The 16,249-nt window shown below is 63.9% G+C and carries 12 protein-coding genes and 2 tRNA genes; 13 read left to right on the top strand and 1 reads right to left on the bottom strand.

Translation table 11 applies throughout. The features are described from left to right. Positions 1 to 32 precede the first annotated feature (32 nt). Both carB and greA read left to right on the top strand, forming a co-directional pair. Positions 33 to 3,263, top strand: a complete 3,231-nt coding sequence (gene carB / locus NFG57_RS01130) for a carbamoyl-phosphate synthase large subunit (protein ID WP_108131793.1) — start codon at positions 33 to 35, stop codon at positions 3,261 to 3,263. Then, entirely contained in the window at positions 3,260 to 3,736 is a 477-nt protein-coding gene (gene greA, locus NFG57_RS01135) for a transcription elongation factor GreA (protein ID WP_108131792.1), read from the top strand. The genes carB and greA overlap by 4 nt, the downstream gene beginning before the upstream one ends. Positions 3,737 to 3,849: 113 nt before the next feature. Here the strand turns inward: greA and yhbY are convergent, their stop codons facing one another. Next, positions 3,850 to 4,176 (bottom strand): ribosome assembly RNA-binding protein YhbY, encoded by a 327-nt coding sequence (gene yhbY / locus NFG57_RS01140; protein ID WP_045992299.1) that lies wholly within the window; start codon positions 4,174 to 4,176, stop codon positions 3,850 to 3,852. Positions 4,177 to 4,458: 282 nt separating this feature from the next. Here yhbY and rlmE point away from each other — a divergent pair, with 282 nt between their 5' ends. The 11 genes from rlmE (at position 4,459) to infB (ending at position 16,231) form a co-directional block, all read left to right on the top strand. Further along, on the top strand, positions 4,459 to 5,127 hold the full coding sequence (rlmE, locus tag NFG57_RS01145) for a 23S rRNA (uridine(2552)-2'-O)-methyltransferase RlmE (protein ID WP_260425397.1): 669 nt from the start codon (positions 4,459 to 4,461) through the stop codon (positions 5,125 to 5,127). A gap of 303 nt (positions 5,128 to 5,430) precedes the next feature. After that, positions 5,431 to 7,422, top strand: a complete 1,992-nt coding sequence (gene ftsH, locus NFG57_RS01150; RefSeq protein ID WP_348815174.1) for an ATP-dependent zinc metalloprotease FtsH — start codon at positions 5,431 to 5,433, stop codon at positions 7,420 to 7,422. A gap of 182 nt (positions 7,423 to 7,604) precedes the next feature. Next, positions 7,605 to 8,399: a dihydropteroate synthase gene (gene folP / locus NFG57_RS01155; protein ID WP_348816155.1), complete on the top strand. Its 795-nt coding sequence runs from the start codon at positions 7,605 to 7,607 to the stop codon at positions 8,397 to 8,399. Then, complete coding sequence (gene glmM, locus NFG57_RS01160; protein WP_108450011.1) at positions 8,392 to 9,741, top strand: phosphoglucosamine mutase; 1,350 nt, start codon at positions 8,392 to 8,394, stop codon at positions 9,739 to 9,741. The genes folP and glmM overlap by 8 nt, the downstream gene beginning before the upstream one ends. Positions 9,742 to 9,923: 182 nt before the next feature. Further along, positions 9,924 to 10,670 (top strand): triose-phosphate isomerase, encoded by a 747-nt coding sequence (gene tpiA, locus NFG57_RS01165; RefSeq protein WP_045992271.1) that lies wholly within the window; start codon positions 9,924 to 9,926, stop codon positions 10,668 to 10,670. 4 nt (positions 10,671 to 10,674) lie between these two features. Next, the gene (gene secG, locus NFG57_RS01170; protein WP_045992270.1) at positions 10,675 to 11,109 is read left to right on the top strand and encodes a preprotein translocase subunit SecG; all 435 of its coding nucleotides are present in this window, start codon (positions 10,675 to 10,677) and stop codon (positions 11,107 to 11,109) included. A gap of 17 nt (positions 11,110 to 11,126) precedes the next feature. Continuing rightward, positions 11,127 to 11,213: transfer RNA gene (locus tag NFG57_RS01175), tRNA-Leu, on the top strand. A 136-nt stretch (positions 11,214 to 11,349) separates the two neighbouring features. Next, positions 11,350 to 11,426 (top strand) — tRNA-Met (locus NFG57_RS01180). A gap of 211 nt (positions 11,427 to 11,637) precedes the next feature. Then, positions 11,638 to 12,099, top strand: coding sequence for a ribosome maturation factor RimP (gene rimP / locus NFG57_RS01185; RefSeq protein ID WP_045992269.1), 462 nt, complete (start codon positions 11,638 to 11,640; stop codon positions 12,097 to 12,099). 73 nt (positions 12,100 to 12,172) lie between these two features. Next, entirely contained in the window at positions 12,173 to 13,666 is a 1,494-nt protein-coding gene (gene nusA / locus NFG57_RS01190) for a transcription termination factor NusA (protein ID WP_108131788.1), read from the top strand. A gap of 27 nt (positions 13,667 to 13,693) precedes the next feature. Then, positions 13,694 to 16,231, top strand: a complete 2,538-nt coding sequence (infB, locus tag NFG57_RS01195; RefSeq protein ID WP_045992267.1) for a translation initiation factor IF-2 — start codon at positions 13,694 to 13,696, stop codon at positions 16,229 to 16,231. Positions 16,232 to 16,249 lie beyond the last annotated feature (18 nt).

The following is a 16,249-nucleotide window of genomic DNA, read 5'->3' on the forward strand; positions in this document are numbered from 1 at the left end:
GTTCATCGTCCAATTTTCTTGCGGGGAGCACCATGCCCAAGCGTACAGACCTGAAAAGCATCCTTATCATCGGCGCTGGCCCCATCGTCATCGGCCAGGCCTGCGAGTTCGACTATTCCGGCGCCCAGGCCTGCAAGGCGCTGCGCGAAGAGGGTTTTCGCGTCATCCTGGTCAACTCCAACCCGGCCACCATCATGACCGATCCGGCCATGGCGGATGCCACCTACATCGAGCCGATCACCTGGCAGGCGGTGGAGAAGATCATCGAGGCCGAGCGTCCCGACGCCGTGCTGCCGACCATGGGCGGCCAGACCGCGCTGAACTGCGCGCTGGATCTCGATCGCCACGGCGTACTGGAAAAGTACGGCGTGGAGATGATCGGCGCCAACGCCGACACCATCGACAAGGCCGAGGACCGCGATCGCTTCGACAAGGCGATGAAGAACATCGGTCTCGAGTGCCCCAAGGCCAAGGTCGCCCACAGCATGGATGAGGCCTGGGAGATCCAGGGAGAGCTGGGCTTCCCGGTGATCATCCGGCCGTCCTTCACCATGGGTGGCTCCGGTGGCGGCGTGGCCTACAACAAGGAAGAGTTCAAGGAGATCTGTGGGCGCGGCTTCGAGCTTTCGCCGACCCACGAGCTGCTGATCGACGAGTCGTTGCTGGGCTGGAAGGAATACGAGATGGAGGTCGTTCGTGACAAGAACGACAACTGCATCATCGTCTGTGCCATCGAGAACTTCGACCCCATGGGCGTGCACACCGGTGACTCCATCACCGTGGCGCCGGCCCAGACGCTGACCGACAAGGAATACCAGATCATGCGCGACGCATCCCTTGCGGTGCTGCGTGAGATCGGTGTCGAGACCGGTGGCTCCAACGTCCAGTTCGGCGTGGACCCCGAGACCGGCCGCATGGTGGTCATCGAGATGAACCCGCGGGTGTCGCGTTCCTCCGCCCTGGCCTCCAAGGCCACCGGCTTCCCGATCGCCAAGATCGCCGCCAAGCTGGCGGTGGGCTACACCCTGGACGAGCTGCAGAACGACATCACCGGCGGTCGCACCCCGGCGTCCTTCGAGCCGTCCATCGACTACGTCGTCACCAAGATTCCGCGCTTCACCTTCGAGAAGTTCCCCCAGGCCAACGACCGTCTGACCACCCAGATGAAGTCGGTGGGCGAGGTCATGGCCATCGGCCGCACCTTCCAGGAGTCGCTGCAGAAGGCGCTGCGTGGCATGGAGACCGGCAACGACGGTCTCGATCCCATCGTCACCGAGTTCAGCGACGAGAACATGGCGCTGATCAAGGGCGAGCTGCAGGCCGCCGGCGCCGAGCGTATCTTCTTCATCGCCGATGCCATGCGCTCCGGCATGTCGGTGGCAGAAGTGTTCGAGCTGACCAACATCGACCCCTGGTTCCTGGTGCAGCTCGAGGATCTGGTCAAGATCGAGCAGGATCTGTCCAGCCGTCCGCTGTCGTCGCTGGACGCGCGCGAACTCTATCGTCTCAAGCGCAAGGGCTTTGGCGATGCTCGCCTGGCCAAGGTGCTGGGCGTGTCCGAGGACGATGTGCGCAGGGCGCGCCATGACGCCGGTATCCGTCCGGTCTACAAGCGCGTCGACACCTGCGCCGCCGAGTTCGCCTCCGACACCGCCTACATGTACTCCACCTACGAGGAGGAGTGCGAGGCCGAGGTCAGCGATCGTAAGAAGATCATGGTGCTGGGCGGTGGCCCCAACCGTATCGGTCAGGGCATCGAGTTCGACTACTGCTGCGTCCACGCCGCCTTCGCCATGCGCGACGACGGCTACGAGACCATCATGGTCAACTGCAACCCGGAGACCGTGTCCACCGACTACGACACCTCCGATCGTCTGTACTTCGAGCCGGTGACCCTGGAGGACGTGCTCGAGATCGCCGACAAGGAGAAGCCGGTCGGGGTGATCGTGCAGTTCGGCGGTCAGACGCCGCTGAAGCTTGCACGTGCGCTCGAGGCCGCCGGTGTGCCGATCATCGGTACCACCCCGGACGCCATCGACCGCGCCGAGGATCGCGAGCGCTTCCAGCAGATGATCGACAAGCTGGGCCTCAAGCAGCCGCCCAACGCCACCGCCAGAAGCTTTGACGAGGCCTTCAGCAAGGCCGAGGCGATCGGCTACCCGCTGGTGGTGCGCCCGAGCTACGTGCTCGGTGGGCGCGCCATGGAAATCGTCTATGACGCCAGCGAGCTGGAGAACTACATGACCCACGCGGTCAAGGTCTCCAACGACTCGCCGGTGCTGCTCGATCACTTCCTGAGCGCCGCCATCGAGATCGACATCGACGCGGTGTCCGACGGTGAGCAGGTGGTGATCGGCGGTATCATGCAGCACGTCGAACAGGCTGGTGTGCACTCAGGCGACTCCGCCTGTGCGCTGCCGCCGTACTCGCTGCCGGCGGAAGTGCAGGACGAGATGCGCGAGCAGGTCAAGCGCATGGCCGTGGAGCTTGGCGTGAAGGGCCTGATGAACGTCCAGCTGGCCTGGCAGGACGGCGAGATCTACGTCATCGAGGTCAACCCGCGCGCCTCGCGCACCGTGCCCTTCGTGTCCAAGTGCATCGGTACCTCGCTGGCCCAGGTGGCGGCCCGTTGCATGGCCGGCGTCAGCCTCAAGGAGCAGGGCTTCGAGCGCGAGATCGTGCCGCACTTCTACAGCGTCAAGGAGGCGGTGTTCCCGTTCAACAAGTTCCCTGGCGTCGACCCGATCCTGTCGCCGGAGATGAAGTCCACCGGCGAGGTAATGGGGTCCGGCGACACCTTCGCGGAGGCCTTCTACAAGGCCCAGCTCGGTGCAGGTGAGGCGATTCCGGCGCTGACCGGCGATCGCAAGGCGTTCCTGTCGGTTCGCGAGCCGGACAAGGCGGGTGTTATCGAAGTGGCGCGTTCTCTGGTAACATTGGGCTTCACACTCTGTGCGACCCGAGGAACGGCGGCAGCCCTTGAACAGGCTGGTCTGCCCGTCGAGGTCGTCAACAAGGTTTACGAAGGCCGGCCACACATCGTCGATTCCATCAAGAACGACGAGATCGCCTATATCGTCAATACCACCGAGGGCCGCCAGGCCATCAATGACTCCTCGGTGATCCGCCGCACCGCACTCGCCCGCAAGGTTCCCTATGCCACGACGCTGGCAGGGGCCAGTGCCGTTTGTTTGGCGCTCGAGTACGGCAATGCCGTGACCGTGCGGCGGCTACAGGAACTGCATGCAGGAGCGAATACATGAACAAGGTCCCGATGACCGTCGCCGGTGAGCAACGCCTGCGTGAAGAGCTCGAACAGCTCAAGAGCGAGGCTCGCCCGACAGTGATCGCTGCCATCGCCGAAGCGCGTGAGCACGGCGACCTCAAGGAGAACGCCGAGTACCACGCCGCGCGTGAGCAGCAGGGCTTCATCGAGGGGCGTATCCAGGAGATCGAGGGCAAGCTGTCCAACGCCCAGGTCATCGACGTCACCAAGCTGCCCAAGACCGGCAAGGTGATCTTCGGCGTGACCGTCGAGCTTCTGAATCTGGATACCGACGAAGAGGTGACCTACCGCATCGTCGGTGAGGACGAGGCCGACATCAAGCAGCGTCGCATCTCGGTCACCTCGCCCATCGCCCGTGCCTTGATCGGCAAGGAAGAGGGTGAGGTCGTGCTGGTCCGCACCCCCGGTGGTGAGGTCGAGTACGAGATCACCGGCGTCGAGCACATCTAGACCCGGCTCCTTCGATCCAGACGACACCGCCCCGCCAGGATTCCTGGCGGGGCGGTGTCTTTTCTGGCGACTGGCTCGTCGGCGCCCGGTGGTGGCGCAGCGACGCCGGTGCGTCAGTGGCGGCCGTGGTGGTTCTCGAAGCGCGTGATGTTGGACAGCTTCGGGTTGGCCTTGGGGTTCTTGCGGTACAGCAGGGCCACCTTGCCGATCTTCTGGATCAGCTCGGAGCGGCTCTGGGCGACGAGTTCGTCGAGCACTGCGGTGCGGTCGTCGCGGTCGGGGATCGCGAGCTTCACCTTGACCAGTTCGTGGTCGTTCAGGGCTCGTTCGAGCTCGGCCAGCATGCCCTCGGAAATACCGTTCTCCGAGGCCGTCACCACCGGGTCAAGGTGGTGGCCGATGCTGCGCATTGCTTTCTTTTGTGCCTGTGACAAGCTCATGGTATCTTGCTTCATTCCGTTTTGGCCGTAGGGCGCGTGACAGCACATGGTACGGGGATTCCCCGTGCGGTGAAAGCGCTTGTGCATGACAATCTCCAGGCAGCCGTTCGCCGGCGGTGGCAAAGCCGCTCGATGCGTCGTGCAGCCCGCCCCTCGGTTCCTGCGGCGAGCCTCCCCGCCACGCGGTTCGGCTCCGGCGGCCATGCCGGGTGTCCGCAGCAAATGCACTTCGAGCAACGCCCGTCCGGCAATTGTTCAGGAAATCTTCTTTCAGGTGGCTCAGTGGCAGCATCCCGTCCCCCCTCCGGTAAAAAACCCTCATCCGGCAAGAGCAGCGCGAGCAAGACCAGCGCCAGCTGGTTGAAGGAACACTTCGATGATCGCTACGTTCAGCAGAGCTGGCAGGACGGCTACCGTTCCCGGGCCAGCTATAAGCTGGTGGAGCTGGACGACAAGGACAAGCTGTTCAAGCCGGGCATGACCGTCATCGATCTGGGTGCGGCGCCAGGCGGCTGGAGCCAGATCGCCGCAGAGCGTGTCGGTGACGCCGGCGTGGTCATCGCCTCGGACATCCTCGAGATGGACGCCCTGGCCGGGGTCGACTTCGTACAGGGTGACTTTACCGAGGAAAGCGTGCTGGAAGAGGTGCTGGCAAGGCTCGGTGATCGCCCGGTGGACCTTGTGATGTCGGACATGGCCCCCAATATGAGTGGTATGGCGGCCATCGATCAGCCCCAGGCAATGTACCTGGTGGAGCTGGCGCTCGACCTGGCTCGTCAGACGCTGCGTCCCGGGGGTACCTTCCTGGCCAAGGTGTTCCAGGGCGAAGGCTTCGACGAATATCTCAAGGAGCTGCGCGGCGCCTTTCAAAAGGTGGTGACGCGCAAGCCGGGGGCATCGCGGGCACGCTCCCGCGAGGTCTACCTGCTGGCCCAGGGATTCAAGGGCTGAGCTTCGGCGCCGGTCGACGTCTGATAGACCGTGCCTACCGGAGCGATACCGGCAAAAGTGGCCTGGCTGTGCCAGTCTTGAGGCATGGTACAGGCAGGAAAGGACACATGATGGCGTGCGATGGCCTGCCAGGCAGTCATCGCATCGACATTTTTTCGGCATTTTCCGAGGGTGAGTCCCGGCGGAAGGGGCGCTTGCGCCGCTTCGTTGGATCCGATCAGGCTGGCTGAACCAGGCCGGGTCATGTAGTGTCGAACCCTTAGGCACCTAGGCCGACAGATTCTTGCAATTGAGGGTGGTCCCTTGAACGACATGGCGAAGAACCTGATTCTGTGGTTGGTCATCGCGGCGGTGCTGCTGACGGTGTTCAACAACTTCAGCGTCGAGAACGCACCCAACCAGATGAACTACTCCCAGTTCGTCGAACAGGTGCAAAACGAGCAGGTACGCAGTGTAACCATCGACGGTTACACGATCAGCGGTGAGCGCAACGATGGCTCCAGCTTCCAGACCATCCGCCCCTCGGCGGAGGACCCGAAGCTGATGGACGATCTGTTGTCCAACAATGTCACCGTAGTGGGCAAGAAGCCGGAACAGCAGAGTCTGTGGACGCGACTATTGATCGCGAGCTTCCCGATTCTGCTGATCCTGGCCATCTTCATGTTCTTCATGCGCCAGATGCAGGGCGGTGGTGCCGGCAAGGGCGGCCCCATGAGCTTCGGCAAGTCCAAGGCCAAACTGCTGTCCCAGGATCAGATCAAGACCACCTTCGCCGACGTGGCGGGGTGTGACGAGGCCAAGGAGGAAGTCGAGGAACTGGTCGACTTCCTGCGTGATCCGACCAAGTTCCAGCGGCTGGGTGGCACCATCCCCCGCGGTGTCTTGATGGTCGGGCCTCCCGGTACCGGCAAGACCCTGCTGGCGAAGTCCATCGCCGGCGAGGCCAAGGTGCCGTTCTTCTCGATCTCGGGCTCTGACTTCGTAGAGATGTTCGTCGGTGTGGGTGCATCCCGTGTGCGCGACATGTTCGAGCAGGCCAAGAAGCAGGCACCCTGCATCATCTTCATCGACGAGATCGACGCCGTGGGTCGTTCGCGCGGCGCCGGCATGGGCGGCGGCAACGACGAGCGCGAGCAGACGCTGAACCAGCTGCTGGTCGAGATGGACGGCTTCGAGGCCAATGAAGGCATCATCGTCATCGCCGCCACCAACCGTCCCGACGTGCTCGACCCTGCGCTGCTGCGCCCGGGCCGCTTCGACCGTCAGGTGGTGGTGCCGCTTCCCGATATCCGTGGTCGCGAGCATATCCTCAACGTGCACCTGCGCAAGGTGCCGCTGGCCGATGACGTCAAGCCGACCTTCATTGCCCGTGGTACCCCTGGCTTCTCCGGTGCCGACCTGGCCAACCTGGTCAACGAGGCCGCGCTGTTTGCCGCTCGTCGCAACAAGCGTCTGGTCGGCATGGAAGAGCTTGAGCTGGCCAAGGACAAGATCATGATGGGGGCTGAGCGCCGCTCCATGGTCATGACCGAGAAGGAAAAGCTCAACACCGCCTACCACGAGTCGGGCCACGCCATCATCGGTCTGGTGATGCCGGAGCATGACCCGGTCTACAAGGTGACCATCATTCCGCGTGGCCGCGCCCTGGGTGTGACCATGTTCCTGCCGGAGCAGGATCGCTACAGCCTGTCGCGCCAGCAGATCATCAGTCAGATCTGTTCGCTGTTCGGCGGCCGCATCGCCGAGGAGATGACGCTGGGGCCGAACGGTGTCACCACCGGCGCCTCCAACGACATCAAGCGTGCCACCGAGCTTGCCCACAACATGGTGGCGAAGTGGGGCCTGTCCGAGGAGATGGGGCCGATCATGTACGACGAGGACGAGTCTCACCAGTTCCTCGGCGGCCCGGGCCAGGGCGGTGGCAAGCTGAAGTCGGGCGAAACCACCTCGCGTCTGGACAAGGAAGTGCGCAAGATCATCGACGGCTGCTACGAGCAGGCGCGTCAGATCCTCGAGGACAATCGCGACAAGCTCGACGCCATGGCCGAAGCGCTGATGCAGTACGAGACCATCGACGCGGATCAGCTCAAGGACATCATGGACGGACGCGATCCACGTCCGCCCAAGGACTGGGATGAGCCCGGTTCCGGCGGTGGTTCCCCGGTCACCGGTGATCCCGAGCCGTCGAAGGAGCCGGAGTCCAGCGCCGACACCAACGACGGGGACGAGGAAGAGGATGACAAAGGCTCCGGCCGTCGCCCCTCCGACCCCCTTGGCGGCCCCGCCGGTAGCTGACGGCCCGCCCGCTCACAGAGGCGCCCCGCGGGGCGCCTCTGGCGTTGCATGACCCGCCTCTCGTATTAGTATTCTTTGGTGAATACCCAGATTTTCCCAGGACATCCTCTTCGATGGACGCTCGTTACCCCGCTGTACTGCCCTGTGGTCGACACCGCCTCGATCTGACCTTTCCCCGCATCATGGGGATCCTCAACGTCACTCCCGACTCCTTTTCCGACGGTGGCCATCACGTGGTCATCGACGACGCCCTGCGCCATGCCGAACAGATGCTCGCCGAGGGTGCCGCCATCATCGACGTGGGCGGCGAGTCCACGCGACCTGGTGCGACGCCGGTCACCGCGCAGCAGGAGCTCGACCGGGTGATCCCGGTGGTCGAGGCGCTGGTACGGGAGCTGGATGCCCTGGTGTCGGTGGATACCTCGACGCCGGAGGTCATGCGCGAAAGCGCCCAGGCCGGGGCTGGCATGATCAATGATGTGCGCAACCTGCGTCGTGAGGGCGCCGTCGCGGCGGCGACCGGCACCGGGCTGCCGGTGGTGCTGATGCACATGCTCGGCGAGCCGGGCGACATGCAGGACGCGCCCCGTTATGACAGGCCGGTGGAGGAAGAGGTGGCAGACTTTCTCGAAAGGCGCATCGCCGAGTGCGAGGTCGCCGGTCTCAAGCGAGAACGGCTGTTGCTTGACCCAGGTTTTGGCTTCGCCAAGACCGTGGAGCATAATCTTCGCCTATTGCATCGCCTGGAGCGCCTCGAAGCCCTGGGGCTCCCGCTGCTGGTGGGGATGTCGCGCAAGAGCATGATCGGCAAGGTGCTCGACCGTGCGGTCGAGGAGCGCCTGTCCGGCGGTCTGGCCTTGTCGGCACTGGCGGTGGAGCGAGGCGCACGGATACTACGCGTTCACGATGTGGGGCCCCATGTGGACGCGGTGAACATGACCTGGGCCGTTCTCGAGGAAGGAGAACACCATGGCTAGACGCTATTTTGGCACGGATGGCATTCGCGGCACTGTCGGTCAGGCGCCGATCACGCCGGACTTCATGCTCAAGCTGGGCTGGGCCACTGGCCGCGTGCTCGAGCCGCGCCGTCAGCGGGCGCGGGTGCTGATCGGCAAGGACACTCGTATCTCCGGCTACATGTTCGAGTCGGCCCTCGAGGCGGGGCTGTCGGCGGCGGGCGTAGACGTCATGCTGCTCGGTCCGATGCCGACGCCGGGTATCGCCTACCTGACGCGGACCTTTCGCGCCGATGCGGGCATCGTCATCTCCGCTTCCCACAACGCCTACCAGGACAACGGCATCAAGTTCTTCTCGGCCGAGGGTGCCAAGCTGGGTGATGAGATCGAGGAGCGCATCGAGCGCGCACTGGATGAGACCCTGACCACGGTGTCACCGGGGGAGCTGGGCAAGGCCAGCCGGGTCGACGACGCCGCCGGGCGCTATATCGAGTTCTGCAAGTCGACGATCCCTGACCGGGTCAACCTGCACGGCCTGCGTATCGTGCTGGACTGCGCCCATGGCGCGACGTATCACATCGCGCCGGCGGTGTTCAAGGAGCTCGGGGCCAAGGTCAGCCTGGTCGGGGCCGAGCCCGACGGCCTCAATATCAACCAGGAGGTGGGCTCGACCCATCCCGCGGCGCTGCGCGCGGCAGTGATTCAGCAAGGCGCCGATCTGGGTATCGCCTTCGATGGCGACGGCGATCGCGTGCTGATGGTGGACGCCGACGGTCACGAGATCGACGGTGACGACATGCTCTACCTGATCGCCAAGGACCGTCACGAGCGTGGCGAGTTGGGCGGTGGCGTGGTCGGTACCCTGATGAGCAACTTCGGGCTGGCCGCCGCGCTGGAGTCCATGGGCGTGCCCTTCGAACGTGCCAAGGTCGGCGATCGCTACGTGATGGAGCGCCTGGCCGCCAACGACTGGCAGCTGGGTGGCGAGTCCTCGGGGCATATCGTCTGTCGCCACGTGCAGACCACCGGCGATGGTATCGTCTCGGCGCTGCAGGTGCTGTCCTACATGGTGCGTGAGGAAAAGCCGCTGTCACGTCTGCTGCACGGCTTCGAGAAGGCGCCTCAGTCGCTGGTCAACGTGCGCCTGTCGGCGGGCGTCGACGCCAAGGCGGTGATGGCCGACCCGAGTCTCGAACAGGCCACCCGTGCGGTCGAGGCCGAGCTTGGCGATGAGGGCCGCGTGCTGCTGCGCCCCTCGGGTACCGAGCCGCTGATTCGCGTCATGGTCGAGGGGCGCCCTCATCTGGATGTCGAAGGGCTGGCCAGGCGTCTGGCCGATGACGTGCGTGAGCTGGTCGGCTGAACCCTGATCTCACCGCCCGGTTTCGCGGTGCCATGACGCGAGGCCTGGTGGACCCTGATGCCGGCGAGAGCGTCTTGTCGGCTTGCTCCAGCGCGGGACCGAAGGCTTCGATCCCGCGGCAAATCTTGTCTTGACAGGGCCGCTCCTATACCATTTCGGCCCACCTTGAAAGAGGATGTTCCATGCGTGCACCGCTGATCGCCGGCAACTGGAAGATGAATGGCTCGCTGAGCCTGATCGATACCTTCGCCGAGGCGCTGTCCGGCGCTGAATTGCCGCAGGCGGTGACGCTGGCCCTGGCGGTTCCCTTTCCCTATGTCGGGGTGGCCAGGGAACGGTTGCCGCAGAGCGTCAGGCTGGCCGGCCAGACCCTGAGCGACCAGCCGAGCGGAGCCTTCACCGGCGAGGTGAGCGGCGCCATGCTTGCAGACGTCGGCGCCGACATGGTGCTGGTCGGACACTCCGAGCGGCGCACCCTGTTCGGTGAAGACGACGCGGCGGTGCTGGCACGGGTGCAGGCCGCGCTGGGTCAGGGGCTGACGCCGGTGCTGTGCCTGGGGGAAACCCTGGAAGAGCGCGACGCCGAGCGTACCGAGGCGGTGGTGCTCGGTCAGCTCGAGGCGGTGATGGAAGCCCTCGACGGTGACGAGCGCGCGCGCCTGGTATTGGCCTACGAGCCGGTCTGGGCGATCGGCACCGGTCGTACCGCAACGCCTGAGCAGGCGCAGCAGGTGCATGCGGCGATTCGTGCACGACTCGAACGTTACGATGGCGCCCTGGCGGCGTCCATGCAGGTTCTCTACGGCGGCAGCATGAAGCCCGACAACGCGGCGGAATTGCTGGCCCAACCGGACATCGACGGCGGCCTGATCGGCGGAGCATCGCTGAAGGTCGACGATTTTCTAGCCATTTGTCAGTCAGCAGGTTGAATCCATGCAAGTTGCCATTCTCATGATCCATGTGGCGATCGCCATCGCCCTGGTCGTTCTTATCCTGCTGCAGCAGGGCAAGGGCGCCGATGCCGGCGCCTCCTTCGGTGGCGGTGCCTCCCAGACCGTCTTCGGTTCCCGTGGCAGCGGCAGTTTCCTGTCCAAGGCGACCGGGGCGCTGGCGGCGTGTTTCTTCGCCACTTCCCTGACCCTGGCCTACTTCGCCTCCGAAGCGGGCAATTCCGCGCCAGAAGCGGGTATTCCCGACGCCGAGGTGATCGAGCAGCAGAACAGCGCGCCGACCCTGGATGACGAAAGCACCCAGAACAGTGCGCCTGCGCTTGAGGAAGAAAGTCAGGAAAATTCTGCGCCTACGCTTGACGAAGGTTCAAGCGACGTGGATAATGCAGCGCCAGTGCTGGAGGACAGCCAAGGCTGATCTCCGGAACTCCCCTAGCCGAAGTGGTGGAATTGGTAGACACGCTATCTTGAGGGGGTAGTGACCTTACGGTCGTGCGGGTTCAAGTCCCGCCTTCGGCACCATCCTCGTCTTCTGCAATGACGGCGTGGATGACAAGCTCTCCCGGTGATGACCGGTGATCTTCTCTCAGGGTTGGCGGTTCGGTGAAATGCCTTGACGCCCTGGTCAAGGCGCAGTATAATCACCGGCCTAGATTGATGCGGGGTGGAGCAGTCTGGTAGCTCGTCGGGCTCATAACCCGAAGGTCATCGGTTCAAATCCGGTCCCCGCTACCATCTTCTTGGCAGGCATGCAGGTATCCTCAAGGGGCATGCGAACTTCTGCCAGATGGTGACAGGTTTCTTGGAAAAAGCCCCTTCCTGTGAAGGGGCTTTTTGTTAGCAGCTTGCCGGGGCTCGCCCGGCGGCGCGAACGCCAATCAGCCACCTGACTTTCCTGTTCACTCCCGGCCAGGTGCTGATGCAACGGCTGTAGGAGCTTTCATTCGTGGCGACCAAAGATGCTGCGCTCAATGCGTTGATCGAACCGGTGGTAACGGCCATGGGGTTCGAGCTCTGGGGTATCGACTATCTGTCCCAGGGAAAACATTCCCGTCTGGTGATTTACATCGATCACGCCGATGGCGTCAGTGTCGACAACTGTGCCGATATCAGTCGACAGGTCAGCGCCATCATGGATGTCGAGGATCCCATCGCCGGGGAGTACCGTCTCGAGGTGTCTTCGCCCGGGATGGATCGTCCGCTGTTCCGTCTCGATCAGTTCTCCCGTTACGCTGGCCATCACGTGGCTCTGAAGCTGCGCGCTCCTTTCGAGGGTCGGCGCAAGTTCCAGGGCGTGCTCGCCGGAACCGAGGGTGACGAGGTGCTGGTGCAGATCGACGGTGAGGAATACTGCTTTCCGATCGACGGCATCGATCAGGCGCGGGTGGTTCCTCAGTTTGACGAGTGACGCTCACTGATGCGCGACGACTGATGCGCGACAAGAGAGAACAAGGATCGGTTTTTTGGCGAGGCTTTAAGGCATGAGTAAAGAAATTCTGGCGGTCGTTGACGCGATCTCCAACGAGAAGGGTGTCCCCCGCGAGGTCATCTTCGAAGCCGTCGAGGCGGCGCTGGCCAGTGCCTCGCGCAAGCGCTTCGAGGATGAGGAAGCCAGCGTCCGCGTACACATCGACCGGATGACCGGCGAGTACGAGACCTTCCGCCGCTGGGTGGTGGTCGAGGACGATGACTTCGACGGACCCGACGCCGAGATCAAGCTGACCTTCGCCGAAAAGCGGGATCCGCCGCTGGGCCTGGGTGACGTGGTCGAGGAGCGCATCGAGAATGCGGCCTTCGGTCGTATCGCCGCCCAGACCGCCAAGCAGGTCATCGTGCAGAAGGTGCGCGAGGCCGAGCGTGCCGAGGTCGTGCGCATCTATGCCGAGCGTGAAGGTGAACTGGTCGCGGGTATCGTCAAGAAGACGACACGTGACGGCCTGATCATTGACCTGGGCGACAACGCCGAGGCCTTCCTGCCGCGCAGCGAGATGATCCCCGGTGAGCGCTACCGCATGAACGAGCGGGTGCGCGCACTGCTGGTCAAGGTCGACGCCGAGGCGCGTGGCGCCCAGTTGATCCTGTCGCGCACCAACCCGCAGATGATCATTGAGCTGTTCAAGATCGAGGTTCCCGAGATCGCCGAGCAGCTTATCGAGATCAAGGGTGCGGCGCGTGATCCGGGCTCCCGGGCCAAGATCGCGGTCAAGACCAACGACCGTCGCATCGACCCGGTGGGCGCTTGCGTCGGCATGCGCGGTTCGCGCGTGCAGGCGGTGTCCTCGGAGCTGCAGAACGAACGCGTCGACATCGTGCTGTGGGACGACAATCCCGCACAGCTGGTGATCAACGCCATGGCCCCGGCCGACGTCGCCTCCATCCTGGTGGATGAGGATGCCCACGCCATGGACGTGGCCGTCGCCGAGGACAACCTGGCCCAGGCCATCGGCCGTAGTGGCCAGAACGTGCGTCTCGCGTCCGAGCTGACCGGCTGGCGTATCAACGTCATGACCGAAGCCGACGCCGAGGCCAAGCGCGACCAGGAAATCGACAGTCTGGTCGAGCACTTCGTTCAGCACCTGGACATCGATGATGATGTCGCTCGGCTGCTGGTCGAGGAAGGTTTCACCTCGCTTGAAGAGGTGGCCTACGTACCGGTCGAGGAAATGCTGGAAATCGAAGAGTTCGACGAAGACCTCATCGAGGAGCTTCGAGCTCGCGCCAAGGACGAGCTCTTGAACCTGGCCATTGCCTCCGAGGAGGAACTGGACGGAGCCCAGCCGGCGGATGATCTGCTGGAGATGGACGGAATGGAGCGCCATCTGGCCTTCATCCTGGCCAGCCGTGGCATCAAGACCATGGAAGATCTGGCTGAACAGTCTGTCGATGATCTGGTGGACATCGAAGAGGTGGACGAAGAGCGCGCCGCGGCATTGATCATGACCGCCCGTGCGCCTTGGTTCGAGAGCGAACAGTAACAGGGTCACGGGCTGAGGAGGGTCGTAATGTCAGAGATGACCGTTAAGGATTTTGCAGCGAAGGTGGGGCGTGAAGTGCCCCGTCTGCTGGAACAGATGAAAGAAGCCGGACTCGAGCACAAGTCGGAAGCCGACGCCGTGTCCGAGGAAGACAAGCGCAAGCTGTTGGACTTTCTGACCAAGAGCCATGGCGGTGGCAGCGGTGTGGGCGCGGCTGCGCGCAATCGCATCACCCTGACCCGCAAGACGCGCAGCAAGATCAAGACCAGCGAGCGCGGCAAGACCATCGAGGTCCAGGTCCGCAAGAAGCGCACCTACGTCAAGCGTGACGAGGCCCAGGAAGAAGCCCCGGCGCCGGTCGAGGACCACGGTCCGCGTCAGCTGGTCGGCGACATGGCCGATTCCCGTGCACGTCGCGAGGCCCAGGAGGCCGAAGAAGCCAAGCAGCGCGCCGAGCAGAAGGCGAGCCAGGACGCCGAGCAGGCCGCCAAGGCCAAGCGCGAGGCCGAAGAGGCCGCCGTCGTGCCCGACATTCCGGTGCCCGAGCTCGACACCTCTGCCCCGGCTGGCGACGAGCCGCCGGCGCCGCCCAAGGAAGGTCGTGGCGACGTGCGTCGTGCCGCCGTCAAGAAGGCCGCCGCCAAGACCGGCAAGAAAGGCCGTGGCGAGCGTGACGACGACGATCGCAGCGACCGCGAAGAGCGTCGTCGTGGCGGTGGCAAGAAGGCCAAGCGCGCCGAGCGTCGTGGCAGCCGTCGTGGCGGCAGCCAGGGCAACGGCAAGCATGGCTTCCAGAAGCCGACCCAGCCGATCGTGCGTGAGGTCTCGATTCCCGAGTCCATCTCGGTGGCCGAACTGGCCGACAAGATGTCGATCAAGGCCAACGAGGTCATCAAGGCCATGTTCACCATGGGCGCCGCGGTGACCATCAACCAGACCATCGACCAGGACACCGCGGCTATCGTGGTGGAAGAAATGGGCCACACGCCCAAGCTGGTCAAGGACGATGCCCTCGAGACCGAAGTGCTCGAAGCCATCTCCTACGAGGGCGAGGAAATCACCCGCTCTCCGGTGGTCACGGTCATGGGTCACGTCGACCACGGCAAGACCTCGCTGCTCGACTACATTCGTCGTGCCAAGGTGGCCACCGGTGAAGCCGGCGGTATCACCCAGCACATCGGTGCCTACCACGTCGAGGACGACAGCGACGGTGTGACCTTCCTCGACACCCCTGGTCACGCGGCGTTTACCGCCATGCGTGCCCGTGGTGCCAAGGCCACCGACGTGGTCATCCTGGTGGTGGCGGCCGACGATGGCGTCATGCCCCAGACCATCGAGGCGGTGGAGCACTCCAAGGCTGCCGAAGTGCCGATGGTGGTCGCGGTCAACAAGATCGACAAGCCGGAAGCCGATCCCGACCGGGTCAAGAATGAGCTGTCCCAGCATGGCGTGATCTCCGAGGAGTGGGGTGGCGACACCCAGTTCGTCCACGTCTCCGCCAAGTCTGGCGAAGGCATCGAGGAGCTGCTGGAAGCCGTTCACCTGGTCTCCGAGGTGCTCGAGCTCAAGGCGGTCCCGAGCGCACCCGGCAAGGGTGTGGTGGTCGAGTCTCGCCTCGACAAGGGCCGTGGCCCGGTGGCCACCGTGCTGGTCCAGAACGGTACCCTGAAGAAGGGCGACATCGTACTGGCCGGTCTGCACTACGGCCGTGTGCGTGCCCTGACCAACGAACTCGGCAAGCAGGTCGACGCCGTGGGTCCCGCCATGCCGGTGGAGATCCAGGGTCTCGATGGCACCCCGGAAGCCGGTGACGACTTCATGGTCGTGGCCGACGAGAAGAAGGCGCGTGAAGTCGCCAACTTCCGCCAGGGCAAGTACCGCGAGATTCGCCTGGCACGCCAGCAGAAGGCCAAGCTGGAGAACATGTTCTCCCAGATGGGCCAGAGCGAGGCCGCCAAGGTCAACATCGTGCTCAAGGCCGACGTCCAGGGTTCCCTGGAAGCGATCAAGGGCGCCCTCGAGGAGCTGTCCACCGACGAGGTGCAGGTGTCCGTGGTGTCCTCCGGTGTTGGCGGTATCACCGGTACCGATGCCAACCTGGCACTGGCCAGTGAGGCCATCGTGGTCGGCTTCAACGTGCGTGCCGATGCGGCCGCCCGCGAGATCATCGAGCGTGAAGGTCTGGAGCTGCGCTACTACAGCGTCATCTACCACCTGATCGACGAGGTCAAGCAGGCCATGAGCGGCATGCTCGAGCCCGAGTGGAAGGAAGAGATCGTCGGTATTGCCGAGGTCCGTGACGTCTTCCGCGCGCCCAAGATCGGTGCCGTGGCTGGCTGCATGGTGGTCGAGGGTACGGTCTTCCGTAACAAGAAGATCCGCGTGCTGCGCGACAACGTGGTCATCTACGAAGGCGAGCTCGAGTCGCTGCGCCGCTTCAAGGACGACGTCCAGGAAGTGCGCAACGGCATGGAGTGTGGCATCGGGGTGAAGAACTACAACGATGTCCAGGTCAACGACAAGATCGAGGTCTTTGACCAGGTCAAGGTCGAGCGCACGCTGTAAGCGTTCGAGGAGTCGTCA

Origin of the sequence: Halomonas sp. H10-59, from assembly GCF_040070555.1 — a bacterium.
Taxonomy (GTDB): Bacteria; Pseudomonadota; Gammaproteobacteria; order Pseudomonadales; family Halomonadaceae; genus Halomonas; species Halomonas litopenaei.